This window comes from Pseudomonas sp. Q12-87, assembly GCF_001269755.1.
Lineage (GTDB): Bacteria > Pseudomonadota > Gammaproteobacteria > Pseudomonadales > Pseudomonadaceae > Aquipseudomonas > Aquipseudomonas fluorescens_S.
Genome location: NZ_LHVI01000008.1, coordinates 44434 through 67367 on the forward strand (window position 1 = coordinate 44434; position 22934 = coordinate 67367).

Annotated in this window: 23 protein-coding genes; 14 read left to right on the forward strand and 9 right to left on the reverse strand. The window is 61.3% G+C overall.

All coding sequences use genetic code 11. The annotated features are described in order from the left end of the window. Nucleotides 1–123 precede the first annotated feature (123 nt). Genes cyoA through cyoE form a run of 5 tightly spaced genes read left to right on the forward strand, consistent with a single transcriptional unit; the run spans nucleotide 124 to nucleotide 4970 of the window. On the forward strand, nucleotides 124–1068 hold the full coding sequence (gene cyoA / locus AD663_RS04170) for a ubiquinol oxidase subunit II (protein ID WP_003178122.1): 945 nt from the start codon (nucleotides 124–126) through the stop codon (nucleotides 1066–1068). Between the two features lie 3 nt (nucleotides 1069–1071). Next, nucleotides 1072–3102 carry a cytochrome o ubiquinol oxidase subunit I gene (gene cyoB, locus AD663_RS04175; RefSeq protein WP_003178124.1) on the forward strand — a complete coding sequence of 677 codons (2031 nt, stop codon included), beginning with the start codon at nucleotides 1072–1074 and terminating at the stop codon, nucleotides 3100–3102. Nucleotides 3103–3105: 3 nt separating this feature from the next. Then, nucleotides 3106–3732: a cytochrome o ubiquinol oxidase subunit III gene (locus tag AD663_RS04180; RefSeq protein WP_003178126.1), complete on the forward strand. Its 627-nt coding sequence runs from the start codon at nucleotides 3106–3108 to the stop codon at nucleotides 3730–3732. Further along, on the forward strand, nucleotides 3733–4071 hold the full coding sequence (gene cyoD / locus AD663_RS04185; RefSeq protein ID WP_003178128.1) for a cytochrome o ubiquinol oxidase subunit IV: 339 nt from the start codon (nucleotides 3733–3735) through the stop codon (nucleotides 4069–4071). It abuts the gene before it with no gap. 11 nt (nucleotides 4072–4082) lie between these two features. Beyond that, nucleotides 4083–4970: a heme o synthase gene (gene cyoE / locus AD663_RS04190; RefSeq protein WP_003178131.1), complete on the forward strand. Its 888-nt coding sequence runs from the start codon at nucleotides 4083–4085 to the stop codon at nucleotides 4968–4970. A gap of 174 nt (nucleotides 4971–5144) precedes the next feature. Here cyoE and AD663_RS04195 read toward each other — a convergent pair whose 3' ends face one another. The 4 genes from AD663_RS04195 to AD663_RS04210 form a co-directional block, all read right to left on the reverse strand. Next, nucleotides 5145–5849, reverse strand: coding sequence for a hypothetical protein (locus AD663_RS04195; protein ID WP_003178132.1), 705 nt, complete (start codon nucleotides 5847–5849; stop codon nucleotides 5145–5147). 139 nt (nucleotides 5850–5988) lie between these two features. Beyond that, nucleotides 5989–6708 carry a DUF72 domain-containing protein gene (locus AD663_RS04200; RefSeq protein ID WP_003178133.1) on the reverse strand — a complete coding sequence of 240 codons (720 nt, stop codon included), beginning with the start codon at nucleotides 6706–6708 and terminating at the stop codon, nucleotides 5989–5991. Between the two features lie 8 nt (nucleotides 6709–6716). Continuing rightward, nucleotides 6717–7730 (reverse strand): sensor domain-containing diguanylate cyclase, encoded by a 1014-nt coding sequence (locus AD663_RS04205; protein ID WP_003178136.1) that lies wholly within the window; start codon nucleotides 7728–7730, stop codon nucleotides 6717–6719. A gap of 140 nt (nucleotides 7731–7870) precedes the next feature. After that, a complete protein-coding gene (locus AD663_RS04210) occupies nucleotides 7871–8788 on the reverse strand; it encodes a LysR family transcriptional regulator (protein WP_003178137.1) in 918 nt (305 codons plus the stop codon). A 98-nt stretch (nucleotides 8789–8886) separates the two neighbouring features. Here AD663_RS04210 and AD663_RS04215 point away from each other — a divergent pair, with 98 nt between their 5' ends. Beyond that, nucleotides 8887–10062 carry an aspartate aminotransferase family protein gene (locus AD663_RS04215; protein ID WP_003178139.1) on the forward strand — a complete coding sequence of 392 codons (1176 nt, stop codon included), beginning with the start codon at nucleotides 8887–8889 and terminating at the stop codon, nucleotides 10060–10062. Here AD663_RS04215 and AD663_RS04220 read toward each other — a convergent pair. Beyond that, nucleotides 10028–11269, reverse strand: a complete 1242-nt coding sequence (locus AD663_RS04220) for an MFS transporter (protein ID WP_053213330.1) — start codon at nucleotides 11267–11269, stop codon at nucleotides 10028–10030. The genes AD663_RS04215 and AD663_RS04220 overlap by 35 nt on opposite strands. Nucleotides 11270–11373: 104 nt before the next feature. On the opposite strand from AD663_RS04220, the gene AD663_RS04225 reads away from it, so the two are divergent. Beyond that, on the forward strand, nucleotides 11374–11826 hold the full coding sequence (locus AD663_RS04225; RefSeq protein WP_003178143.1) for a helix-turn-helix domain-containing protein: 453 nt from the start codon (nucleotides 11374–11376) through the stop codon (nucleotides 11824–11826). 137 nt (nucleotides 11827–11963) lie between these two features. After that, on the forward strand, nucleotides 11964–12701 hold the full coding sequence (locus AD663_RS04230) for an OmpA family lipoprotein (RefSeq protein ID WP_003178145.1): 738 nt from the start codon (nucleotides 11964–11966) through the stop codon (nucleotides 12699–12701). Between the two features lie 258 nt (nucleotides 12702–12959). Here AD663_RS04230 and ehuA read toward each other — a convergent pair whose 3' ends face one another. The 4 genes from ehuA to ehuB all read right to left on the reverse strand — a co-directional run bounded on the left by ehuA (nucleotide 12960) and on the right by ehuB (nucleotide 16079). Further along, nucleotides 12960–13754: an ectoine/hydroxyectoine ABC transporter ATP-binding protein EhuA gene (gene ehuA, locus AD663_RS04235; RefSeq protein ID WP_033045918.1), complete on the reverse strand. Its 795-nt coding sequence runs from the start codon at nucleotides 13752–13754 to the stop codon at nucleotides 12960–12962. 74 nt (nucleotides 13755–13828) lie between these two features. Then, nucleotides 13829–14485 carry an ectoine/hydroxyectoine ABC transporter permease subunit EhuD gene (gene ehuD / locus AD663_RS04240; protein WP_003178148.1) on the reverse strand — a complete coding sequence of 219 codons (657 nt, stop codon included), beginning with the start codon at nucleotides 14483–14485 and terminating at the stop codon, nucleotides 13829–13831. Further along, complete coding sequence (ehuC, locus tag AD663_RS04245; RefSeq protein ID WP_003178151.1) at nucleotides 14482–15141, reverse strand: ectoine/hydroxyectoine ABC transporter permease subunit EhuC; 660 nt, start codon at nucleotides 15139–15141, stop codon at nucleotides 14482–14484. Before ehuC ends, ehuD begins: the two co-directional genes overlap by 4 nt. Nucleotides 15142–15221: 80 nt before the next feature. Further along, on the reverse strand, nucleotides 15222–16079 hold the full coding sequence (gene ehuB, locus AD663_RS04250; protein ID WP_003178153.1) for an ectoine/hydroxyectoine ABC transporter substrate-binding protein EhuB: 858 nt from the start codon (nucleotides 16077–16079) through the stop codon (nucleotides 15222–15224). Nucleotides 16080–16367: 288 nt separating this feature from the next. Between ehuB and AD663_RS04255 the strand changes: the two genes are divergently transcribed. The 6 genes from AD663_RS04255 (at nucleotide 16368) to AD663_RS04280 (ending at nucleotide 22901) form a co-directional block, all read left to right on the forward strand. Beyond that, on the forward strand, nucleotides 16368–17762 hold the full coding sequence (locus AD663_RS04255) for a PLP-dependent aminotransferase family protein (RefSeq protein ID WP_003178155.1): 1395 nt from the start codon (nucleotides 16368–16370) through the stop codon (nucleotides 17760–17762). 237 nt (nucleotides 17763–17999) lie between these two features. Further along, entirely contained in the window at nucleotides 18000–18971 is a 972-nt protein-coding gene (gene eutB, locus AD663_RS04260; RefSeq protein WP_003178157.1) for a hydroxyectoine utilization dehydratase EutB, read from the forward strand. A 35-nt stretch (nucleotides 18972–19006) separates the two neighbouring features. After that, nucleotides 19007–19999, forward strand: coding sequence for a cyclodeaminase (locus tag AD663_RS04265; protein ID WP_003178159.1), 993 nt, complete (start codon nucleotides 19007–19009; stop codon nucleotides 19997–19999). Nucleotides 20000–20042: 43 nt separating this feature from the next. Continuing rightward, a complete protein-coding gene (gene doeA / locus AD663_RS04270) occupies nucleotides 20043–21233 on the forward strand; it encodes an ectoine hydrolase DoeA (RefSeq protein ID WP_003178163.1) in 1191 nt (396 codons plus the stop codon). A gap of 3 nt (nucleotides 21234–21236) precedes the next feature. Then, complete coding sequence (gene doeB / locus AD663_RS04275; RefSeq protein ID WP_053213331.1) at nucleotides 21237–22238, forward strand: N(2)-acetyl-L-2,4-diaminobutanoate deacetylase DoeB; 1002 nt, start codon at nucleotides 21237–21239, stop codon at nucleotides 22236–22238. Between the two features lie 183 nt (nucleotides 22239–22421). Continuing rightward, nucleotides 22422–22901 carry an Lrp/AsnC family transcriptional regulator gene (locus AD663_RS04280; protein ID WP_003178167.1) on the forward strand — a complete coding sequence of 160 codons (480 nt, stop codon included), beginning with the start codon at nucleotides 22422–22424 and terminating at the stop codon, nucleotides 22899–22901. The last annotated feature ends 33 nt before the right edge of the window (nucleotides 22902–22934 follow it).

The window sequence follows — 22934 nt, forward strand, 5'->3', positions numbered from 1 at the left end:
AACAGCGTCTGACGTTCGACGGGCAGCCCTTATTCAATCCAAGAAAATGCCAACCCTTGGCAGGGTGAAGTGTTGGCGATCAAAACCCAACTGCATTGCGCAAGCTGCTTTAGAGGTCGTGAGATGAGTAAAAACAGGTACCCCCGATTACTAGGCTTGTTGCCGCTGCTCGGCACGTTGCTGCTGTCAGGCTGCAACATGACCTTGCTCGATCCCAAGGGCCAGGTCGGCCTGGATGAACGAAACCTGATCATCACCGCCACGCTGCTGATGTTGCTGGTCGTTGTGCCGGTTATCGTCATGACTTTCCTGTTCGCCTGGAAGTACCGCGCCACCAACACCAAGGCCACCTACACGCCGAAGTGGTCGCATTCGACCAAGATCGAAGTGGCCGTGTGGACCATTCCGGTGCTGATCATCATCGCCCTGGGTTACGTCACCTATAAATCGACCCACGCGCTGGACCCGTACAAGCCGCTGGAATCCGACGTCAAGCCGATCACCATCGAAGTGGTCGCCCTGGACTGGAAGTGGCTGTTCATCTACCCGGAACAAGGCATTGCCACGGTCAACAAGATCGTGTTCCCGGCGCATACACCGATCAACTTCAAGATCACTTCGGACGCCGTGATGAACTCGTTCTTCATCCCTGCTCTGGGCGGCCAGATCTACGCGATGGCGGGCATGCAGACCAAGTTGCACCTGATCGCCAACCAGAACGCTGAAATGGACGGTATTTCCGCCAACTACAGCGGCGCGGGTTTCACTGGTATGAAATTCAAAGCGATCGCAACGACTCAGGAAGATTTCGACGCCTGGGTCAGTGAAGTCAAAAAGGCACCTAAACAGCTTGAACAGGCTGAATACGCAGCCCTTGCCAAGCCGAGCCAGAACAACCCAGTCGAACTCTATTCCTCGGTCACGCCGAACCTGTTTCAGATCATCGTCGATAAGTACGAAGGCATGAAGCCGGGCAAGCCTATGCACCACGAGAAGAAAGAGCACGAAGTGGCCGCGATGGAAGGGATGGACATGAGTTCGCATTCAGCTGCCGGGGCAGAGGAGTAAACGATGTTTGGTAAATTAAGTTGGGAAGCGATCCCGTTCCACGAGCCGATTGTCATGGTGACCCTCGCCATCATCGCACTCGGTGGCCTGGCGCTGTTCGCCGGTATCACTTACTTCAAGAAGTGGACCTACCTGTGGACCGAGTGGCTGACGTCGGTCGACCACAAGAAAATCGGCGTGATGTACATCATCGTCGCCATGGTCATGCTGCTGCGCGGCTTTGCCGACGCCATCATGATGCGGACCCAGTTGGCCATGGCCACCGAAGGTTCGCCTGGCTACCTGCCACCTGAACACTATGACCAGATCTTCACCGCCCACGGTGTGATCATGATCATCTTCATGGCGATGCCATTCTTCACCGGCCTGATGAACCTTGCGGTGCCGCTGCAGATCGGTGCGCGTGACGTTGCGTTCCCGTTCCTGAACTCGTTGAGCTTCTGGCTGCTGGTATCCGGCGTGGTGCTGATCAACCTGTCCCTGGGCGTTGGCGAGTTCGCCAAGACCGGCTGGGTTGCCTATCCGCCGCTGTCGGGCCTGCAATACAGTCCGGGCGTGGGGATGGATTACTACATCTGGGCGCTACAGCTATCTGGATTGGGGACAACGCTGACGGGGGTCAACTTCCTGGCCACCGTGGTGAAAATGCGCACCCCGGGCATGAAGCTGATGGACATGCCGATCTTCACCTGGACCTGCACCTGGGCCAACGTACTGATCGTCGCTTCCTTCCCGATCCTGACCGCTACCCTGGCTTTGCTGACGCTTGACCGCTACATGGATTTCCACATTTTCACCAATGAACTGGGTGGGAATCCGATGATGTACGTGAACCTGTTCTGGGCTTGGGGTCACCCTGAGGTGTACATCCTGATCCTGCCGGCGTTCGGTATCTTCTCCGAGGTCATCTCGACCTTCTCCGGCAAGAAACTGTTCGGCCATCACTCGATGATCTACGCCAGCGGCGCGATCTCGGTACTGGGCTTCATGGTCTGGCTGCACCACTTCTTCACCATGGGTTCGGGCGCCAGCGTCAACGCCTTCTTCGGCCTGGCGACGATGCTGATTTCGATCCCGACGGGGGTAAAGCTATTCAACTGGCTGTTCACCATCTACCAGGGCCGTCTGCGTTTCACCAGTCAGGTGATGTGGACCCTGGGCTTCATGGTGACCTTCGCCATCGGCGGCATGACCGGTGTGTTGCTGGCCATCCCGGGTGCTGACTTCGTGTTGCACAACAGCCTGTTCGTGATTGCGCACTTCCATAACGTAATCATCGGCGGCGCTGTATTCGGCTACATCGCAGGCTTTGCCTTCTACTTCCCGAAAGCGTTCGGCTTCAAGCTGCACGAAGGCTGGGGCAAGGCAGCGTTCTGGTTCTGGATCACCGGCTTCTTCGTCGCGTTCATGCCGCTCTATGTATTGGGCTTCATGGGCATGACCCGTCGCCTGAACGCCACCACCAACCCTGAGTGGGTGCCGTACCTGTACGTCGCCATGTTCGGTGCGGTGATGATTGCCGTCGGTATCGCCTGCCAGCTGATCCAGTTGTACGTCAGCGTGCGCGACCGCAACAAGCCAGAGAATATGTGCGAACACGGCGACCCGTGGAATGCCCATACCCTGGAATGGTCGACCTCTTCGCCACCGCCGTTCTACAACTTTGCCGTGCTGCCGAAAGCGGACGTCATCGACCCGTTCACCGAGGCCAAGGAAAACGGCACCGCGTACCAGGCCCCGGCCAAGTACGAGCCGATCCACATGCCTAACAACACCGCTACCGGTGTGGTCATGGGCGCGCTGTTGACCGTGTTCGGTTTCGCGATGATCTGGCATATCTGGTGGCTGGCCATCGCCAGTCTGGTCGGTACCGTGGTGTATTTCGCCATCCATGCCGCCCGTGACGATCAGGGCTACATGGTGCCGGTGGATGTCATCGAGCGCATCGAAGCCGAGCAGCACAAACGCCTGGTAGCGGCCGGGAAAGTCCCAGCCACCGCCACCCGTGTTGAAACCTCGTTGGAACAGGCTTAAACCATGTCGAACTTAGTGACCAATGTTGGACACGCCCATGGTCATGACCATGGGCACGATGACCATCACCACGACTCGGGCGAGATGACCGTATTCGGTTTCTGGCTCTACCTGATGACCGACTGCATTCTGTTTGCGTCGATCTTCGCCGCCTACGCGGTGCTGGTTAACAACGTCGCCGGTGGCCCGTCGGGCCACGACATCTTCGAGCTGCCATACGTACTGGGCGAAACCGCTCTGCTGCTGTTCAGCTCGATCACCTACGGCTTCGCCATGCTGGCGTTGTTCAAAGGCAAGAAAACCCAGGTACTGGGCTGGCTGGCCATGACGTTCCTGTTCGGTGCCGGCTTCATCGGCATGGAAATCAACGAGTTCCACATGTTGATTTCCGAAGGCTACGGCCCTAACCGCAGCGGCTTCCTGTCCGGGTTCTTCACCCTGGTCGGCACCCACGGCCTGCACGTGACCAGCGGCCTGATCTGGATGGCGATCATGATGTACCAGGTCCAGAAAAACGGCCTGACCGCTACCAACAAGACGCGCCTGAGCTGCCTGAGCCTGTTCTGGCACTTCCTGGACGTGGTGTGGATCTGCGTATTCACCGTTGTTTATCTGATGGGGACCCTGTAAATGGCTAACGCTCATTCCCATGATGGCCACGACGACGCCAGCCACGGCAGCGTCAAGTCCTACGCCATCGGCTTCATCCTGTCGGTGATCTTGACCGTCATTCCGTTCGGCCTGGTGATGTACCCATCGCTGCCCAAGAGCCTGACGCTTTGGATCGTTTTGATCTTCGCTGTGGTCCAGGTCCTGGTCCACCTGGTGTACTTCCTGCACCTGGACCGTTCCGCCGCCCAGCGTAACAACGTGGTCGCGTTTGTCTTTGCCGCGATCGTGATCGTCCTGCTGGTCGGCCTGTCGTTGTGGATCATGTTCAGCATCCACACCAACATGATGGCGCACTGAGGAAAGTCCGGATGTCCTTAAAGCACTTTATCCAAATCACCAAGCCGGGGATCATTTTCGGTAACGTGCTTTCTGTGGCAGGCGGGTTTTTCCTGGCCTCGAAAGGGCATGTCGATCTGGCCATCTTCCTGGCGGCCATGATCGGCACTTCCCTGGTGGTGGCGTCCGGTTGCGTGTTCAACAACTGCATCGACCGTGACATCGACATCAAGATGGAGCGCACCAAGAACCGCGCGCTGGTACAGGGATTGATCCCGGTACAACTGGCCCTGGCGTTCGCCACGGTGCTGGGCGTGGCCGGTGTCGCGCTGCTGTACTGGGTGGCCAACCCGCTGGCGGCGCTGTTTGCGGTGATCGGTTTTGTCATCTACGTCGGCCTCTACAGCCTGTACCTCAAGCGCAAGTCGGTGCACGGCACGCTGGTGGGCAGTCTGTCGGGGGCGATGCCGCCGGTGATCGGCTACGTGGCGGTGAGCAACAGCTTCGACATGGCTGCGCTGACGCTGCTGGTGATGTTCAGCCTGTGGCAGATGCCGCATTCCTATGCCATCGCGATCTTCCGCTTCAACGATTACTTGGCAGCCTCGATCCCGGTACTGCCGGTCAAACGCGGCATCCGCGTGGCGAAGAAGCACATCCTGCTCTACATCCTGGCCTTCCTCGTGGCGACCTTGATGCTGACTTTCAGCGGCTACGCCGGCATGAGCTACCTCGCCGTCGCCGCCGCCATGGGCATGTACTGGCTGTACATGGCCTGGACCGGCTACAAGGCCGTGGATGACACCGTCTGGGCACGCAAGCTGTTCGTGTTCTCGATCTTCACCATCACCGCCCTGAGCGTGATGATGTCCCTGGATTTCAAGGTGCCAAGTGAGTTGTTGCTGACTTACGCGCCTTAAGCTCCAGACGCTGTAAAAAAAGCCCCGCCTTCGAGAGAAGAGCGGGGCTTTTTCACTAATATTCCTGTGGGAGCGGGCTTGCTCGCGAAAGCGGTGGGTCAGTGGAGTTGATGTTGACTGACACGGCGCATTCGCGAGCAAGCCCGCTCCCACAGGGGAAAAGTCAACTTGGGCTTATTGTTGGGCGATGCTGTAGCCGTCGAAGGCCGTTTTTTGTTGCAGGGCGGTGACGATGCTCTTGCGGGTGACGGGTTGTTCGGTGCCGTCGTTGTCCAGGAAGGTTTCGCTTTCCAGCTCGGCTTCTTCGCCTTCGCCTGCAAAACTGAAACCCAGGAACTCGAAGGCCTCGCGGTCGACGTTCGGCTTGGAGCGAGGTGTGCGCAGGGGCAGGGTGACGCTGATGCCGTCCTTGCTGATGACGAATACCTCGGCTTCTTTCTTGGCCCGCGAGGCTTTTCCCTTGCTGCCGCTCGGGTTGCTGATGGCCTGGTGGGTCTGGTTCAGCACCTTCAGGGCCAGGCCATAGACCAGTTCCTGGAAGGCCGGGTCGTCCTTGTAGCTGGAGAGGATGCGGCTGATGGGGAAGCGGCTGCCCAGGTCTTCCAGCGCCGCGAAATCGGCGGCTTCGGCGTCCTTGAGTTGTTTGAGCTGGCCCATCAGTTCGTAGGCCTTGTCGTCGTCGAACGCATCGTGGGCCTGGCGGATGGCGTTGCGCAGTTCGCGGATCTGGTCGCTTTCGCGGTTCGACTGGAACGCATCGAGGACCATCTCGCTGATGTTCTTGGCCTGGGGCAGATGCTGTGAAAGATTGATGGAGTTTTCGTATTCCGCTTTGGACGACAGGGTGACTACGGATTCAGCGGTGTTGGAATCGGACATTGAAATTTCACTACTTCTGTTAGCTGGATGAGGCGAGAAAGGCATTGAGCTTTTTTCCGGCCGCCTAATCTATTGGACGCGAGCGATGTTGTCACGGTCGGACCGGCAGCCGGTGACCGATTGTTGCCGTTGTCAGGCGTCAGGCGTGCATCAGTGCCAGCAATCGCAACGCATCGGCCGTCGCGGCGCCGCTGGCGGTGTTGTCGAAAATGCACCAGGTGGGCGTGTCCGGGTCGCTCTTCAATCGCTTGGCGAATGGCTCCAGCCAGTTGTCTTCGTAAGGCGAATAGTAGATCCGCGGCGAGCCATGCAACCGGTAGTAACGAATGCCGGGCCAACCTGCGGGCTGATCGCCACCGGGCAAGGGCGAGGGATCGGCGCCGACGCGACCGATGCGCAGGTTATGCAGCAGCGCCGACGCCTGGGGCGCAAGCCAGCTCGGATGCCGTGGCTCCAGCACCGCATGGCCTTGATAGCGATCACGCAAGATCCTGAAAAACGCCCCGGCCACCGCGTCATCGAAGGCCAGAGACGGCGGTAGTTGGATCAACAGGCAGCCGAGCTTTTCTCCCAGCAGCGAGCATTGTCCCAGGAACTCATCCACCAGCCCTTCGCAATCGAGCAGTCGTCGTTCGTGGGTGATTATCTTCGGCACCTTGACCGAGAACCGAAAGTCCGGCGGTACGCTGTCCGCCCACTTCGCATAAGTGGCGGGACGGTGGGGGCGGTAGAACGAGCTGTTGATCTCCACGGCTGGCAAACGGGCGCTGTAGCGCTGCAGATGCGTTCCCTCGACAGGGAAGGCCGGCCATTGGTCGCGGGGAAGCGACCAGCCGGCGCAGCCCAGGTAAAGATGCATGGTTTCGCTCATTCGCAAATGACGTTCTTGCCCGCCAGCTTGGAGCGATACAGCGCCTGGTCAGCCCGGTGCAGCAATCCCGCCTGTTGTTCATCCTCGAAGCGCTGGACCACACCAAAACTCATGGTGATCTGAAAATCGCCAACCGGTAGCAGGTCGGACAGGCTCCGGCGAATGGTTTCGGCCATCAGGCTGGCGTCGGCCAATGTGGTGTTGGGCAAAATCATGATGAATTCATCACCGCCCCAGCGCACCAGCAAGTCGCCGTCGCGCTCGCAGCGTTTGACCGCCTGCACCACTTGCACCAGCGCTGCGTCGCCGAAAGCGTGGCCGTAACGATCATTGATGTCCTTGAAATCGTCGACATCCATGGCGATCAGCGACAAGGGCTCGCGAAAGCGTTGGGCGCGCTCGCAGGCCAACGGCAGCGCTTGCTCCAGGCGATAGCGGTTGGCGACCCGGGTCAAGGCGTCGGTCTCGGCGAGCCTGCGGTTCTCGTCGAGCTGGATCTGCAACTGATGGTTGACCCGGGACAGTTCGCGGGTGCGTTCGTCGATGATGGCTTCCAGGGACTTGTTGCGCCGCTCCAGTTGTTCGAACAGGCGTTTCTTGTCGTCGATGCTGCGATGGGCCCCGATCATGCGGGCCACCGTGCCGTCAGGATTGCGGGCGATGATGTAACCGCGATCTTCGATCCAGATGTAGGAACTGTCCTGCGTGCGGCAGCGGTATTCGGCCTGATAGCCGTGGGATCGTTGTTCCAGGTAGTCGTCGAACAAGGCCATGACCCGTGGATAATCCTCGGGGTGGATCACGCTTTCCCAGGTCAGCACGGTGTTGTCCAGCGTGTGTGGCAGATAGCCCAGCATCGTGTACCAACCGGGGTTGCGGTAGACGAACCCGGTGTTGGCGTTCCAGTCCCAGATGCCATCGCTGACCAGTTCCAGAATGGTATGCAGCACGCCTTCGTCCAGATCGGACAAGTCGAACCGCAACATATCGATCTTCGAGGCATCCCCCATCATTGTTTCCTCAATCAGCCTTGATATCAAAATGCTCGTCCAAGGATGAAGAGTAGCCGATGGGGCTGGGCGCCACTAGCGGCGCAGGTGTACGGTCCCAAGCCAATGCTGTCGCGGGTGGACAGCCCCTTGCGGCGACATCAATTGGTTGCGAGTTGAGGCTTCCCCCATTTCTCCAACGCAAAGTCGACAAAGCTGCGCAACTTCGGCAAACGGTAGCGATCCTGGGCATACATCAGGCTCATCGGGCGATGGGGCAGTTGATAATCCTGCAGCAGTGCTATCAGCGCTCCATCCTTGAGGTCCTGCGCCACCAGCGCGTCGGGCAGCATCACCACGCCCATGCCGGCCTGGGCCGCGCGATGCAGGCCCGCAGAACTGTTGATCAGCATCGGCCCGCTCACCGGCACCTTGATTTCGCCTTCCGGACCGTTGATCGGCCATTGGTCCTGGGCGAAGCGCCACTCGTCGCCTGCCAGATAGGCGAACGACAGGCAGTCGTGCTGTTGCAGGTCGGTGGGTTTTTGCGGGATGCCTCGTCGTGCAAGGTAAGCCGGGGCGGCGCAGGCAGTCAGGGTGTAGTCCATCAAGGGGCGGGCGATCAGCTTCGAGTCGGGAAGGCCGAGACGGACGGCGACGTCGAAGCCGTGGTCGAGCAAGTCCAGGCGTTGATTGGTCAGCACCACGTCGAGCTTGACTTGCGGGTAACGCTGGCTGAATTCGGCCAGGGCCGGCGCCAGGCATTCAGTGCCGAAAGTCAGCGGCGCGGTGATGCGCAGGGTGCCGGTGGGCTCGCCCTGGGTCTGTTCGGCCAGGCGCTCGGAATCGGCCACCAGCCCCAGCACTTCCAGGCAGCGCTGGTAGTAAGCCGAGCCAAATTCAGTCAGGCGCTGACGCCGGGTCGTACGGTTGATCAGGCGCATGCCGAGGCGTTGCTCCAATGCGCGGAGGTGATTGCCCACCATGGTCGTGGACATTTCGCACGCCTGGGCAGCCGCTGTCAGGCTGCCGGTCTCCACCACCTTCACGTAAACGGTCATTGCCTGGAATAGATCCATTATCAAGCTCGGCTTTTAAATGATTGAAGTAAAGCAGCGTTTATCCAGCAGCAGTGGCTAACCATACTGGAAAAAACCACCCGATGGAGCTTGATGCCATGACCGCTGCCTGCCTGATGACCACTTACCAACCCTTGGCGCTGAACTTCACCCACGGGTTGGGCACGCGCCTGTGGGATCAGGACGGCCGTGAATACCTCGATGCGGTGGCAGGTGTGGCGGTGACCAACGTCGGACACTCGCACCCACGGCTGGTGGCGGCGATCAGCGAGCAAGCCGGCCTGTTGCTGCACACGTCCAACCTGTACAGCATCGATTGGCAGCAGCGGTTGGCGCACAAGCTCACCGAGCTTTCAGGGCTGGAGCGGGTGTTTTTCAATAATTCCGGGGCCGAGGCCAACGAAACCGCATTGAAACTGGCGCGCCTCTACGGCTGGCACAAGGGCGTCGAGCAGCCTTTGGTGGTGGTCATGGACAATGCGTTTCACGGGCGCACCTTGGGCACCATGTCTGCCAGTGACGGCCCGTCGGTGCGGTTGGGTTTCAATCGGCTGCCCGGGGATTTCATCAAGGTACCGTTCGGCGATCTCGCGGCATTGGAACAAATACAGCAGGCCCATGCGGAACGCATCGTCGCCGTACTGGTGGAACCGATCCAGGGTGAAAGCGGCGTACAGCTGGCGCCGCCGGGCTATCTTCAGGCCTTGCGCGAGCTGTGCACCCGGCGGGCCTGGCTGCTGATGCTCGATGAGATCCAGACCGGTATCGGTCGGACCGGCCAGTGGTTCGCCTTCCAGCACGAGGGCATCGTGCCCGATGTCATGACCCTCGCCAAAGGCTTGGGCAACGGCGTGCCCATCGGTGCCTGCCTGGCGCGGGGCAAGGCTGCCGAGCTGTTTACGCCCGGCAGCCATGGCAGTACGTTCGGTGGCAACCCGCTGGCCTGTCGGGTCGGCTGCACGGTGCTGGACATCATCGAGGAGCAAGCGTTGGTGGACAACGCCAGGCTCCAGGGCGAGCGGCTGATGAGCCGGCTGCGGACCGAACTGGCGGACAACCCGAATGTGCTGGCGATTCGCGGCCAGGGATTGATGATCGGTATCGAACTCAAGCAACCGGTCCGCGACTTGACGCTTTGTGCCGCCCGGGACCATGGCCTGCTGATCAACGTCACACGGGGCAAGACCATCCGCCTGCTGCCGCCGTTGACCATAGACGAGCGCGAGGTGGAGATGATCGTCAGAGGTGTGAGCCGCTGCCTCGCACAGCAATGAGTTCGGTCCAGGCCCAATACACCAGGGCCGACGCGCTGATCGACGCGCCCAACAGGCACACCGCGACCCAGCCCCACTGGGCATAAACCTGGGTCGCGGCGGCAGCGCCCAAGGCGCTGCCCACGGAGTAGAAACACATGTATGCGCCCACCAGGCGGTTTTGCGCGTCAGGGCGTGCGGCGAAGATAAGGCTCTGGTTGGTGACGTGCACTGCCTGCACGGCGAAATCCAGGGCAATCACCCCGACAATCAGGGCCAGCAATGAAAACTGCGCGAACGCCGTGGCCAGCCACGACAGCGTCAACAATGCCAAGGCGACGCCGGTGGTGCGTTGCCCGAATCCCCGGTCGGCCCAGCGTCCGGCCTTTGAGGCGGCCAGTGCGCCGGCCACGCCCGCCAGGCCGAACAAGCCGACCTCGGTATGGGACAGCGACAGCGGCGGGGCGCTGAGTGGCAGCACCATGGCCGTCCATAACACGCTGAATGCGGCAAAAATCAGTAAGGCCAATACGCCCCTGACCCTTAAGGTGCGTTCCGTGATGAACAGTTTGAACAGCGAGCCGATCAGCGTCGGATAGGACACGCCGGGCCTGGGCGTGTGGGTCGCAGGCACGGCGATGGCGAGTACAACGGTCAGCGTCAACATCAACCCCGCCGAAACGAAGAACACGGTGCGCCAGCCCGCCAGGTCTGCGATGACTCCCGATACCAATCGGGCCAACAGGATGCCCAGCACCACCCCACTGGTGACCGTGCCCACAGCTTGCCCCCGCTGTTGCGGTGAGGCGAGGGTGGCTGTGTAGGCAACAACGACCTGCACCAGCACCGCCATCATCCCCACCAGGACCATCGCGCCCAACAACATCGGCCACTTTCCGGCGCATCCCGCGACAACCAGTGCCACGGCTGACAGCAGGGCCTGGCACAGCATCAAGCGCTTGCGATCGAGCAAGTCCCCCAGGGCAACGATGAACACCAGGCCCACGGCATAGCCCACCTGGGTCGCGGTCACCACGACGCCTGCCAGGCCCGGGGAGACCTGCAGGCTTTCAGCGATGGCGTCGAGCAGCGGCTGGACGAAATAGACGTTCGCCACGGCCAGTGCGCAGGTGACGGAAAACAGCAGCGTCAACGAGCGGCTCAACCTGGGGGCATGAATCGGGGATGAATGTGCGACGGCTTCGGCGGCTTGCGTCTCTGAGATCATGAGCCCTCCTTGGTTAAAACAGGTTTTGTTTTGAAACTGGTTGTTTGATTTCTAGCTGTTTCGGTTTTAATCTGCAACCAGTTTTTCAACCAAGGGAGAGCGAAATGACACAGCAGGCATTGGCGGGCAAAGAGGAGTGCCCCGTGGCCCGGGCGGTTGAGGTCATTGGTGATCGCTGGTCATTGCTGATCATTCGCGACGCCTTTGACGATGTGCGCAGGTTCAGCGAATTCCAGAAGAACCTTGGGCTGGCGAAAAATATCCTCGCCTCGCGCCTCAAGGCGTTGGTTGAAGTCGGCGTGTTCGAGACCAGGCCCGCCTCCGACGGCAGCGCCTACAAGGAATACGCGCTGACGCAGAAGGGCCGCGAAGTTTTTCCCATCGTGGTGTCGATGCGTCAGTGGGGTGAGCGGCATTTGTTCGAGGTCGGAGAAACCCACTCGGTATTGCTGGATAAGGAGCATGATGAACCGATCGCACCGCTTGAGGTGCGTTCTGCCAACGGCAGGAAACTCGAGCCAGGCGACTGCCATCGTCGCCGGGTGAGCAAACCCTGAGCGATGCGGTTCCTGATTGTAAGTTCTAGGTAAACGCAGCGCAGCGGGTGGAATTTTTAATCTTTATCGCGTTCCAACGCCCGCCAGAGTCGATTGTCTACGCCCTGGCACTTCAGACTGAAAACCAGGAGCATTCCATGTTCACCTCGCGTCGCTTGATCGTTGTCGCTACCGCTGTGGCCTTGTTGTCCGGCTGCGCGTCGCCTAACCCCTATGACAATCAGGGGCAGGCCTCCACGGAATCTTCCGGCATGAGCAAGACCGCCAAGTACGGCGGCCTCGGTGCCCTGGCCGGCGCACTGGCCGGTGCGGCCATCGGTCACGATAACCGTGGCAAGGGCGCGTTGATCGGCGCTGCGGTCGTGGGGGCTTCGGCGGCCGGCTACGGCTACTACGCCGACCAGCAGGAAAAGAAACTGCGCGCCAGCATGGCCAATACCGGCGTTGAGGTTCAGCGCCAGGGCGATCAGATCAAACTGATCATGCCCGGCAACATCACCTTCGCCACCGACTCGGCGAACATCGCGTCCAGCTTCTACCAGCCGCTGAACAACCTGGCCGGCTCCCTCAAGGAGTTCAACCAGAACCAGATTGAAATCGTCGGCTACACCGACAGCACTGGCAGCCGCCAGCACAACATGGACCTGTCCCAGCGTCGTGCGCAGAGCGTGGCGACTTACCTGACATCCCAAGGCGTGAGCGGCGCCAACCTGTCGGCCCGTGGCGCCGGCCCGGACAATCCGGTGGCCAGCAACGCCGACGTCAATGGTCGCGCGCAGAACCGTCGTGTCGAGGTCAACCTCAAGGCGATCCCCGGCCAGCAATATCAGGGGGCGCCGCAGCAGCAGGGGCAGACTTACCAGCAGTACCCTTGATTGCTGCGCTGTAAATGAAACGGGGCCATGGAAACATGGCCCCGTTTTTTTGTGGCTGCCGCCACCCCTGCCTAGTCCGGGGACATGGTTTACACACAACCTGTGGCGAGGGAGCTTGCTCCCGCTGGGCTGCGCAGCAGCCCCAAAATCATTCACCTCGGTCCCCCTGGCACACCGCGTTCGCTGATTAGGGACTGCTGCGCAGTCCAGCGGGAGCAAGCTCCCTCGCCACAAAAGTGTTCACTTCAGTGAGTGGGTTCAGTTGGCCTCTTTCACCGCACTCAAAAATGCGCACGTGCGCTCCTGCTGCGGATGCTCGAAGATCTGCGCAGGAGTCCCTTGTTCGTGGATCTGCCCTTTATAGAAAAAGCACACCCGGTCGGCGAATTCCCGGGCGAAGCCCATCTGGTGAGTCACCATCAGCATCGTCAGGTTGTGCTCGGCCCCCAGCTTGCGGATCACGTTGAGCACCTCGCCGCACAGCTCCGGGTCAAGCGCCGAGGTCACTTCGTCGAACAGCATCACCTTGGGCCGCATCGCCAGTGCCCGGGCGATGGCCACCCGCTGCTGCTGGCCGCCGGACAACTGTGAAGGATAGTGGTCGAGCTTGCTGCCCAACCCCACCAGTTCCAGCAAATCGGCGGCACGCTCCCGGGCTTCTTTCGGGTTCATGCCCAGCACCTGCACCGGCGCTTCGATCACGTTTTGCAGCGCGGTCATGTGGGGGAACAGGTTGAAACTCTGGAACACCATGCCGATCTTGCCGCGCACTCGGCGAATGTGTCGGTCGTTGGCCGGCACCAGCACGCCGTTGCGGTTAGGCATGTGGGTCAGGGAATCATCCTCGATTCGGATCTGGCCCTGGTCGATGCCTTCCAGCGTCATCAGCACCCGCAGCAGCGTCGACTTGCCCGAGCCGCTGGGACCGATGATCGCGACCTTTTCTCCCGGTGCGACATCCAGGTTCAGATGGTCGAGCACCGTGAAGCTGCCGTAGCTTTTGGTCACGTCCTGGAAACTCACAATCGGCCGGGACGGAGTCGAGTCTTGCATAGCCGAGGCCTCCTGCTGCGACGCCAGCGTACTGCGCCGGGACAAATCGGTGGGCGTGGACTGAGGTAAAGTCATTAGCGTAGCTCCATGCGCGTTTCAAGGCGCCGTACCAGATAAGCCAAGGCAAGGCTCAGGGCGAGAAAAAACAGGCCAACCATGGTGATCGGTTCCAGGTAGCGGAAATTTTCCGAACCGATGTTCTTGGCCTGCTGCATGATTTCCACCACGGTGATCGCCGACAGCACCGGCGTGTCCTTGAGCATTGCCACCAGGTAATTGCCCAGCGGCGGCACGATCGGACGCAGCGCCTGGGGCAGGATGATGTTGCGGTAGGCGCTGTAGGGCGCGATGTTCAATGCCGTCACCGCTTCCCACTGCGCACGCGGCACCGCATCGAGGCCGCTGCGATAGACCTCGGCGATGTAGCAGGCGTAGTGCAGACCGATGCCGAGGATGCCGACCTGCATGGCCGTCAGGCTCAAGCCGTAGTTGGGCAGCACGTAATAGAGGAAATACACCTGGATCAGCAGCGGCGTGCTGCGGATGAACTCGATCACCGCCGTGGCCGGCCAGGACAGCCAGAGCTTGCGACTACGCCGGCCGATGGCGAGAAACAATCCCAGGACAATCGCGATCAGGAAGCCGATCAGGGTGATGCCCACGGTATTGAGGGAGGCGCGCAACAGGTCCGGCAGGATCTGTGCGGCGTAGGACCAGTCGAACAGCGTCATGACAGACCTCCACGCATCCGGCCCCGGCTCAGCCGTCGCTCGACTTTGCGCATGCCGAAGTTGATGGCCTGGGCCAGGATGAAATACAGCACCAGCGCCAGGCTGAAAATTTCCAGGGTCTGGAAGGTCGCCTGGTCCAGTTGTCGCGCTCGGAAGCTCAGGTCCGACAGGGTGATCAGCGACACCAGTGAAGTGTTCTTCAGCAGCTCAATCAACAGATTGGTTCCAGGCGGGATCGCCGCCAACAGAGCCTGGGGCAGGATGATCCGCTTGAAACGCGTGAAGCCGCTGAAATTCAGTGCCGTACAGGCTTCATATTGCCCCTTGGCCACCGAGCTGATCGCGCCGCGCATGACTTCGGCACCGTACGCGCCGATGTGCAGGCCCAGGCCGACAATCGCCACGGCGTAAGGGCTCAGCTCGATGTTGAATGGTGGTAGCGGCAACACGAAAAACAGCCAGAACAATTGCACCAGCAGCGAGGTGCCACGGAACACTTCGATATAGGTGATCGAAAACCAGCGCAGCGCTCGCCAGGGCGACAACCGCCCGAGGGCCGCCAGCACCGCGGCGACAATCGCCAGCAGCGAACCGAAGAACGTCACCTGAAGCGTGACCCAGGCCCCTTGAATCAATAACGGAAGTAATTCGCCCATGGTTCAACCCGATATCCGATGAAACAGGCAACAGGCATCACGCAACGCGCGTCACGCCTGTTTCGGCACGTCAGTCTCGACTATGGCTGAGCGCAAAGCTCGGCCGCAGTTTTGCTGGTGACGTTGGATTTGTCGAAACCGAATGGCGCCACGGCCTTGAGGTGTTCTTCGGAGCCCAGCCACTTCTTCAGTTCGGCGTTGACCGCGTCGCGCAGGTCCTTGTCTTCGGGGCGGAAGGCGAGGGCGCCGTAACCGATGTGGGAAGGGTCGTCCTTGAATTCGGTCATCGCCTCGACCTTGTCGCCGCCCTTGCCGGCCAGGCCTTTCATGGTCAGTTGCGTGCCGACGGCGGCATCGGCACGACCGGCGCGCACCGCTTGCAGTTGTGCGGTGGTGTCGGGGACCTGGAGGATCTGTTCATCCTTGACCCCGGAATCTCGAGCGTAAGCCAGGTTCACCGTGCCGGCCATGATCGCCAGCTTCACATCCGGTTGCTTGGCGATGTCTTCGTAGCTGTGGAGTTTCTTCGGGTTGCCCTTGGCCACGAGCAACGCATCGGGCAACTGGTATTGCGGGTCGGTGAACAACACTTGCTTGCAGCGCGCCGGGGTGATGTACATGCCGGCGGCAATCACGTCGAAACGACCGGCACGCAGGCCCGGGATCAGCGAGCCCCATTCGGTGAGTACACCGTTGACCTGCTTGATACCCATTTTGGCAAAAATGATCTTGGCGATTTCAGGCGATTCACCGGTCACGGTGCCGTCGGTTTCGGTGAAGGCGAACGGGGTTTCATTGGCGTAGCCGATCCGGATGCTGCTATTGCTTTTGACGGTGTCCAGGGTGGCCGCTTGAACGCTGCCGACCAGGCCGAGGACGGCGCAGGCCAGCAGGAGTCGACGCAGGGGCGCGCCGGTGCTGGGAAGAAAATTGCTCATCGATAAAATCTCCTGTTTCTTGTGGATCCGTCGTTGGACGGCTCTGTGGTAGGAGGCAGTGTTACAAGAGCAAAACGTACAGCGGCTGATCCAGGCTGGGCCATGGATCGGGAACGGCGCCGGTACAGGTCGATCCGGCTTTTTGTCAGGATAAGAACCTGCCTGGATGTCGACCTTGGACCGAGCATACAAAAGCCCCGACACCGATTGTATTGCACTAGGACAATTGCTTTGCCGTGATTGCCGCGCAATGCTGTGCGCACCAGAACACACGCGGGTTGCAGCGTCATGGATAAGTGGAAATCAGCCCTGGAAGTCGCCCGCAGCGGTGAATCCAAATACAAGATTCTGGTGCAGGCCATTGCCGATGACATCGAGCAGGGTGCCTTGGCCAACGAGCAACGCCTGCCGCCGCAACGGCAAGTGGCCGACGCCATGGGCATCAGCGTGCAGACCGTCACCAATGCCTATAAGGAATTGGAACGCCAAGGGCTGGTACGGTGCGAAGTGGGGCGCGGCAGTTTCGTTTCGCGGCGCATGAGTGATCGGGTCGCCACCTATATCCTCGACAGTCCCGAGCGGGCCCTGGTGGATTTTTCCATCACGCGAATCATGCACACCCGTGAACACGACCAGTTCTGGCGCGACACCTGCCTGGAGCTGAGCACCGAGGAAGACCAGCCGTGGATCCATGCGTTTCGTCCGATTGCCGGTTTTGAATCCCACCGTGAAGCCGCTGCGCAATGGATCGGCCGCCAGGGGCTGAAGGTCGATCGCAACGATCTCTTGATCACCAATGGCGCGGCCCACGGGATTTTCCTGGCCTTGGCGTCCCTGGCCGGCCCCGATGATGTGGTGCTCTGCGAAGGCGTGACCGACCATGGGGTGATCGGCAATTCACAAGTGCTGGGCTTCACCCTCAAGGGCCTGGAGATGGACCGCTACGGCATCGATCCCGAGCACTTCGAAGACATGTGCAGCAACGAGCGCATCACCGCGTTGGTGTGCACGCCGAACCTGAACAACCCCACCACCAGCCTGATGCCCGACGCCCGTCGGCGGGAAATCGCCGAGATCGCCCGACGCTTCGGCGTGCACATCATCGAGGACGACGTCTACGGCCCGCTGCTGGATGAACGCCGGGCGCCACCCATCAGCCATTACCTGCCGGAGCTGTCGTTCTATTGCACCAGCATGACCAAGTCGGTGCTCACGGGGCTGCGCATCGGCTATCTGGTGGTGCCCAAGCGCCTGGCCCTGCGCACAGAAAGCATCTTGCGGGTGAACAGCTGGATGGCCACGCCCATGGTTTCGGAGATTGCCGCGCGCTGGATTCGCGATGGACGCGCCGAGTCGCTGGTGCATCTGCAGCGCCGCTTGCTGTCGGGGCGCCAGGCGATGGTCAGCGAATACATGGGCGAGCACCTGCTGGGCCAGCATCCCCATGCGCTGAACGCCTGGATCGGCATCCCGCCCCATTGGGAAGTGGACAGCCTGGTACGGGCGCTGCGGCACAAGCATATCGCCGTGACCTCGCCCGATCCGTTCACCGTCCGTGGCACACCCAAACCCCGCGCGGTGCGGGTATGCGTCGGGGCCGAATGCAGCGATGAGGAAATGCGCGATGCGTTGATCGGCATGCGGGAGATCTTCAATCAGTATCCGCAGATCCATGATTTCTGATGTTGCTGGATTAATGCCCAACACAACCCCCTGTGGGAGCGGGCTTGCTCGCGAAGGCGGCGGCACATCCAGCATTGATGTGACTGGCAGACCGCTTTCGCGAGCAAGCCCGCTCCCACACTGGAATTGTGCTGTTCACGGGATCTGTGTCACTACAAACTAAATTGCCCTAGTACATTCATCACCACAATCCAGCCCTCTTAGACTGCGCCCAACACATCAGCTCGGGACGCGGTCATGGCAGTGTTGCAGCTTCAGGATATCTACCTCGCTCGCCAGCGCATCGCGTCGCTGGTCAGGCGCACGCCCATGGAACATTCCGCCAGCTTGTCACGGCTGATGGGGGTGGCGGTTTACCTCAAGCTCGAATCCCTGCAAATCACCGGCAGTTTCAAACTGCGCGGCGCGAGCAATGCCGTGGCGCAACTCAGCCCCGAGCAGAAGGCCCTGGGCGTGGTCACCGCATCGACCGGCAACCACGGCCGGGCGCTGGCCCATGCCGCTTCGCAGCAAGGGGTCAAGGCGATTGTCTGTTTGTCGAGCCTGGTGCCGGCCAACAAGGTGCAGGCAATTCGCGACCTCGGAGCCGAGGTGTGCATCGTCGGCCAGTCCCAGGACGATGCCCAGCGCGAAGCCGAACGCATCGCGAGGGAACAAGGCGCGACGTTTCTGCCGCCATTCGATCACCCAGCGATCATTGCCGGCCAGGGCACCCTCGGCCTGGAGATCCTCGAACAACAACCGGACGTGGCCCAGGTGCTGGTGCCGCTGTCTGGTGGTGGCTTGTTCGCCGGCGTGGCCTTGGCCCTCAAGAGCGCGAATCCAACAATCCAGGTCCATGGCATCAGCATGGCCCGTGGCGCGGCGATGCACGCCAGCCTCGCCGCCGGCCACCCGGTGGACATCGAAGAACTGCCGACGCTGGCTGACTCCCTCGGCGGCGGCATCGGTTTGGACAACCGCTACACCTTCGACATGACCCGCCAACTGAGCGATGACCTGCACCTGCTTTCGGAAGCCTCCATCGCCAATGCCATCCGCCACGCCTATCACCACGAACGCCTGGTCCTCGAGGGCGCGGCGGCGGTCGGCATCGCTGCGCTGCTCGACGGCCTGATCGAACCTCGCGGGCCCATCGTGCTGGTGGTCAGCGGGCGCAACGTCGACACCGAACACCATGCCCGCGTGATCGCGGGTGCCAACGCCTGATAACAACACCTGATAACTGCGCAACGGAGCCTGTCATGAGTGAAGTCATCCTATTGAGCGAAGCTGATCTGCGCAGTTGCGTGGCCCTCGACCTGCCCAGCATCGACGCCGTCGAACAGGCTTTCGTGCAACTGGCGACGGCCGCCGTGGCGATGCCGCCGATCCTGCGGTTGGACATTCCCGAACATAACGGTGAAGTGGATGTGAAGACCGCTTACCTGCCGGGCCTGGAACGCTTCGCCATCAAGGTCAGCCCTGGCTTTTTCGACAATCCCAAGCTCGGCCTGCCCAGCCTCAACGGCATGATGATGCTGCTCTCGGCGCGTACCGGTTTGCTGGATGCGCTGTTGCTGGACAACGGCTACCTCACCGCCGTGCGCACGGCGGCGGCGGGCGCGGTGGCGGCGCGTTGCCTGTCCCGCAAGGCGAGCCGCAGCGTCGCACTGATCGGCGCGGGCGAACAGGCGGCGTTGCAGCTCCAGGCGCTGCGTCTGGTACGGCCTATCGATGAAGTACGGGTCTGGGCGCGCGATGCGCAAAAGGCCCGTGCATTCAGCGCCGGACTGGCCCGCGACACCGGGCTTGCGGTCACGCCATGCGCCAGTGTCGACGAAGCCCTGGAAGGCGTGGACATCGCGATCACCTGCACGCCAAGCCGCGAGCCGCTGATCGAAGCCCGACACTTGCACCCCGGCCTGCACATCACCGCGATGGGCTCGGACGCGGAACACAAGAACGAGATTTCCCCGCAAGCCCTGGCGGCTGTCGATCGCTACGTCGCCGATCGCCTCAGCCAGACCCGCCTGCTTGGCGAACTGCACCACGCCCTGGCGGCCGGCGCCGTGGACGATGAGCTGGCGCTGATGGAACTGGGCCAAGTCCTGGCGGGGCAGCGGGCCGGGCGGACCAACGAGGCGCAAGTCACCCTGTGTGACCTCACCGGTACCGGCGCCCAGGACACCGCCATCGCCAACCTGGCTTTCGACCGGGCACGGGCGGCGGGCAAAGGCTTCGCCTTCGGGCGCTAAAGCTGTTTTTTCATTCGTGCGTCATTGATCAGAGGGCAGAGGGATGTCAGAGAAAGTCGTCAATCTTCCGTTCCAACGGGAGGAATACGCCCAGCGCCTGGCGAAGGTTCGCGCCGCCATGCAGGCCCAGGGCCTGGAGCTGTTGCTGGTCACCGATCCGTCGAACATGGCCTGGCTCACCGGCTACGACGGTTGGTCATTTTATGTGCACCAATGCGTATTGCTGGCGCTGGACGGCGAGCCGGTGTGGTTCGGTCGCGGCCAGGACGCCAATGGCGCCAAGCGCACGGTGTTCATGCAGGCCGATAACATCGTTGGCTACCCGGACATCTACGTGCAGTCCCGCGAGCGCCACCCCATGGACTACCTGTCCCGGGAAGTGATCATCGCCCGTGGCTGGGGCGCGCTGACCATCGGTGTGGAAATGGATAACTATTACTTCAGCGCCGCCGCCTACCTGTCGCTGCAAAAACACCTGCCCCAGGCAAAACTGGTGGACGCGGTGGGCCTGGTGAACTGGCAGCGGGCGGTCAAGTCGCCCCAGGAAATCGCCTACATGCGCATCGCCGCGCGCATCGTCGAGAACATGCACGGGCGGATCCTCGAACGGATCGAGCCGGGCATGCGCAAGAACGAATTGGTGGCCGAGATCTACAGCAGCGGCATCCTCGGTGCCGACGGCCATGGCGGCGATTACCCGGCCATCGTGCCGCTGTTGCCCACCGGCGCCGACGCCAGCGCGCCCCACCTGACCTGGGACGATTCGCCGTTCGAAAAGGGCGCCGGCACCTTCTTCGAAATTGCCGGTTGCTACAAGCGTTACCACTGCCCGTTGTCGCGGACGATCTACCTGGGCAAGCCGCCGGCGCATTTTATCGAGGGCGAAAAAGCCGTGGTCGAAGGCATCGCTGCAGGCCTGGACGCGGCCAAGCCGGGCAATACCACCGGCGACATCGCCGTGGCGTTTTTCAAGGTGCTGGAGAAATTCGGCATCCACAAGGACAGCCGTTGCGGCTACCCCATCGGTATCAGTTATCCGCCGGATTGGGGCGAGCGCACCATGAGCCTGCGTCCTGGCGACACCAGTGTGTTGCAACCGGGCATGACCTTCCACTTCATGCCGGGGCTGTGGATGGATGATTGGGGCCTGGAGATCACCGAGAGCATCTTGATCACCGAGACCGGCGTCGAGACGCTGTGCAACGTGCCCCGCCAACTGTTCGTGAAGGATTGAACGATGAGTGAACTGCCCGCCAATCCCATCAGCGCCACAGTCGATTTCACTCGCGAAGGCGTGCAGCACGGTTTTCTCAAGCTGCCGTATTCGCGGGATGATTCGGCCTGGGGCGCGGTGATGATTCCCATCACCGTCATCCAACGCGGCAGTGGCCCGACGGCGCTGCTCAGCGGTGGCAATCACGGCGACGAATACGAAGGTCCGGTGGCCCTGAGCAAACTGGCGCAGCAACTGACGGCTGAAGAGGTGAGTGGGCGGGTGATCATCGTGCCGTTCATGAACACCCCGGCGTTTCATGCCGGGCGCCGGACTTCGCCGATCGACAAGGGCAACCTGAACCGCAGCTTTCCTGGCAGGCCGGACGGCACTGTCACTGAGAAAATCGCTGATTATTTCAACCGCACGCTGCTGCCCTTGGCCGACGTCGTGTTGGACATTCATTCCGGTGGCCGGACCCTGGATTTCCTGCCGTTCGCCGCTTGCCATGTCTTGCCGGATAAAGAACAGCAGGCGCGCTGCGAGGCTGGGATGCTGGCGTTCAACGCACCGTATTGCATGCGCATGCTGGAGCTGGACGCCGGGGCGATGTACGACACCGCGGCCGAATCCCAGGGCAAGGTGTTTGTGACCACCGAACTGGGCGGCGGCGGCTCGTCGACAGCCCGCAGCGTGGCGATTGCCGAGCGAGGCGTGCGTAATTTGCTGATCCACGCCGGCATCCTGCGCGGCGCGATCGACCTGCAGCCTTCGCTGGTGCTCGACATGCCGGACGCCAGTTGCTTCATCGCCAGCGAGCACGACGGCCTGCTGGAAATGTGCCGCGACCTGGGTGAACACGTAACCCAGGGCGAGGTGGTGGCGCGCATTTACGACGCCACCCGCAGCGGCGTCGCCCCGGTCGAATACCGCACCGCCCGCAGTGGCCTATTGGCGGCCCGGCACTTCCCTGGGCTGGTGCAATGTGGCGATACGTTGGCGGTGATTGCCGATGTGTTGGCGTGATGCAGATTGCGCAGGCCCCTTGTGGCGAGGGAGCTTGCTCCCGCTCGGCTGCGAAGCAGTCGTCGCTTCTGACCTGAAGCCGGGAAGGAACCGAGATTAGGGCCGCTGCGCGACCCAGCGGGAGCAAGCTCCCTCGCCACAGTAATCGGTGTGATGTCTGAACTGACTGGAGAGCCCCGGCCCATGCACAAGCTCGATCGCTACGACCTCAAGATCCTGCAAATCCTCGCCGAGGATGGGCGGATTACCAAATCGAGCCTGGCCGAGGCCATCAATCTGTCGGTGACGCCGGCCTGGGAACGGGTGCGCAAGCTGGAGATGGCCGGGTTGATCACCGGTTATCGCGCGCAGATCGACTGGGGCGCGGTGTTCAAGCGCCAGCAGGTGCTGGTGGAGATCACTCTGGCCCGCCATACCGCCCAGGACATGCGCCGGTTCGAACAGCGTATGGCCAGCGCTGCGCAAGTCGCGTTCTGTTATGCCACCGGTGGCGGGGTGGATTACCTGGCGATGATCCAGGCGCCGGACATCGATTATTACCAGCGTTTCGTCGATCAGTTGCTGCTCGAAGACCTCGGCATCGAACGCTACTTCACCTACATCGTCACCAAGACCATCAAGACTGGCGGCGCCTTGCCGGCGGAGTTGAGCGAGCCATCCTGAGCACAGCAGAAAAGCCGCTTTCGCTGCCTGGAT

Coding starts and splice junctions, on each gene's coding strand:
- AD663_RS04265 (WP_003178159.1), top strand. CDS start 19,007: ATGAGTGAAGTCATCCTATTGAGCGAAGCTGATCTGCGCAGTTGCGTG.
- ehuD (WP_003178148.1), bottom strand. CDS start 14,485: ATGACGCTGTTCGACTGGTCCTACGCCGCACAGATCCTGCCGGACCTG.
- AD663_RS04210 (WP_003178137.1), bottom strand. CDS start 8,788: ATGGATCTATTCCAGGCAATGACCGTTTACGTGAAGGTGGTGGAGACC.
- doeA (WP_003178163.1), top strand. CDS start 20,043: ATGTCAGAGAAAGTCGTCAATCTTCCGTTCCAACGGGAGGAATACGCC.
- AD663_RS04195 (WP_003178132.1), bottom strand. CDS start 5,849: ATGTCCGATTCCAACACCGCTGAATCCGTAGTCACCCTGTCGTCCAAA.
- AD663_RS04215 (WP_003178139.1), top strand. CDS start 8,887: ATGACCGCTGCCTGCCTGATGACCACTTACCAACCCTTGGCGCTGAAC.
- AD663_RS04230 (WP_003178145.1), top strand. CDS start 11,964: ATGTTCACCTCGCGTCGCTTGATCGTTGTCGCTACCGCTGTGGCCTTG.
- AD663_RS04180 (WP_003178126.1), top strand. CDS start 3,106: ATGTCGAACTTAGTGACCAATGTTGGACACGCCCATGGTCATGACCAT.
- ehuA (WP_033045918.1), bottom strand. CDS start 13,754: ATGCAAGACTCGACTCCGTCCCGGCCGATTGTGAGTTTCCAGGACGTG.
- AD663_RS04200 (WP_003178133.1), bottom strand. CDS start 6,708: ATGCATCTTTACCTGGGCTGCGCCGGCTGGTCGCTTCCCCGCGACCAA.
- cyoA (WP_003178122.1), top strand. CDS start 124: ATGAGTAAAAACAGGTACCCCCGATTACTAGGCTTGTTGCCGCTGCTC.
- ehuB (WP_003178153.1), bottom strand. CDS start 16,079: ATGAGCAATTTTCTTCCCAGCACCGGCGCGCCCCTGCGTCGACTCCTG.
- cyoB (WP_003178124.1), top strand. CDS start 1,072: ATGTTTGGTAAATTAAGTTGGGAAGCGATCCCGTTCCACGAGCCGATT.
- AD663_RS04280 (WP_003178167.1), top strand. CDS start 22,422: ATGCACAAGCTCGATCGCTACGACCTCAAGATCCTGCAAATCCTCGCC.
- doeB (WP_053213331.1), top strand. CDS start 21,237: ATGAGTGAACTGCCCGCCAATCCCATCAGCGCCACAGTCGATTTCACT.
- AD663_RS04255 (WP_003178155.1), top strand. CDS start 16,368: ATGGATAAGTGGAAATCAGCCCTGGAAGTCGCCCGCAGCGGTGAATCC.
- AD663_RS04225 (WP_003178143.1), top strand. CDS start 11,374: ATGACACAGCAGGCATTGGCGGGCAAAGAGGAGTGCCCCGTGGCCCGG.
- AD663_RS04220 (WP_053213330.1), bottom strand. CDS start 11,269: ATGATCTCAGAGACGCAAGCCGCCGAAGCCGTCGCACATTCATCCCCG.
- cyoE (WP_003178131.1), top strand. CDS start 4,083: ATGTCCTTAAAGCACTTTATCCAAATCACCAAGCCGGGGATCATTTTC.
- eutB (WP_003178157.1), top strand. CDS start 18,000: ATGGCAGTGTTGCAGCTTCAGGATATCTACCTCGCTCGCCAGCGCATC.
- cyoD (WP_003178128.1), top strand. CDS start 3,733: ATGGCTAACGCTCATTCCCATGATGGCCACGACGACGCCAGCCACGGC.
- AD663_RS04205 (WP_003178136.1), bottom strand. CDS start 7,730: ATGGGGGATGCCTCGAAGATCGATATGTTGCGGTTCGACTTGTCCGAT.
- ehuC (WP_003178151.1), bottom strand. CDS start 15,141: ATGGGCGAATTACTTCCGTTATTGATTCAAGGGGCCTGGGTCACGCTT.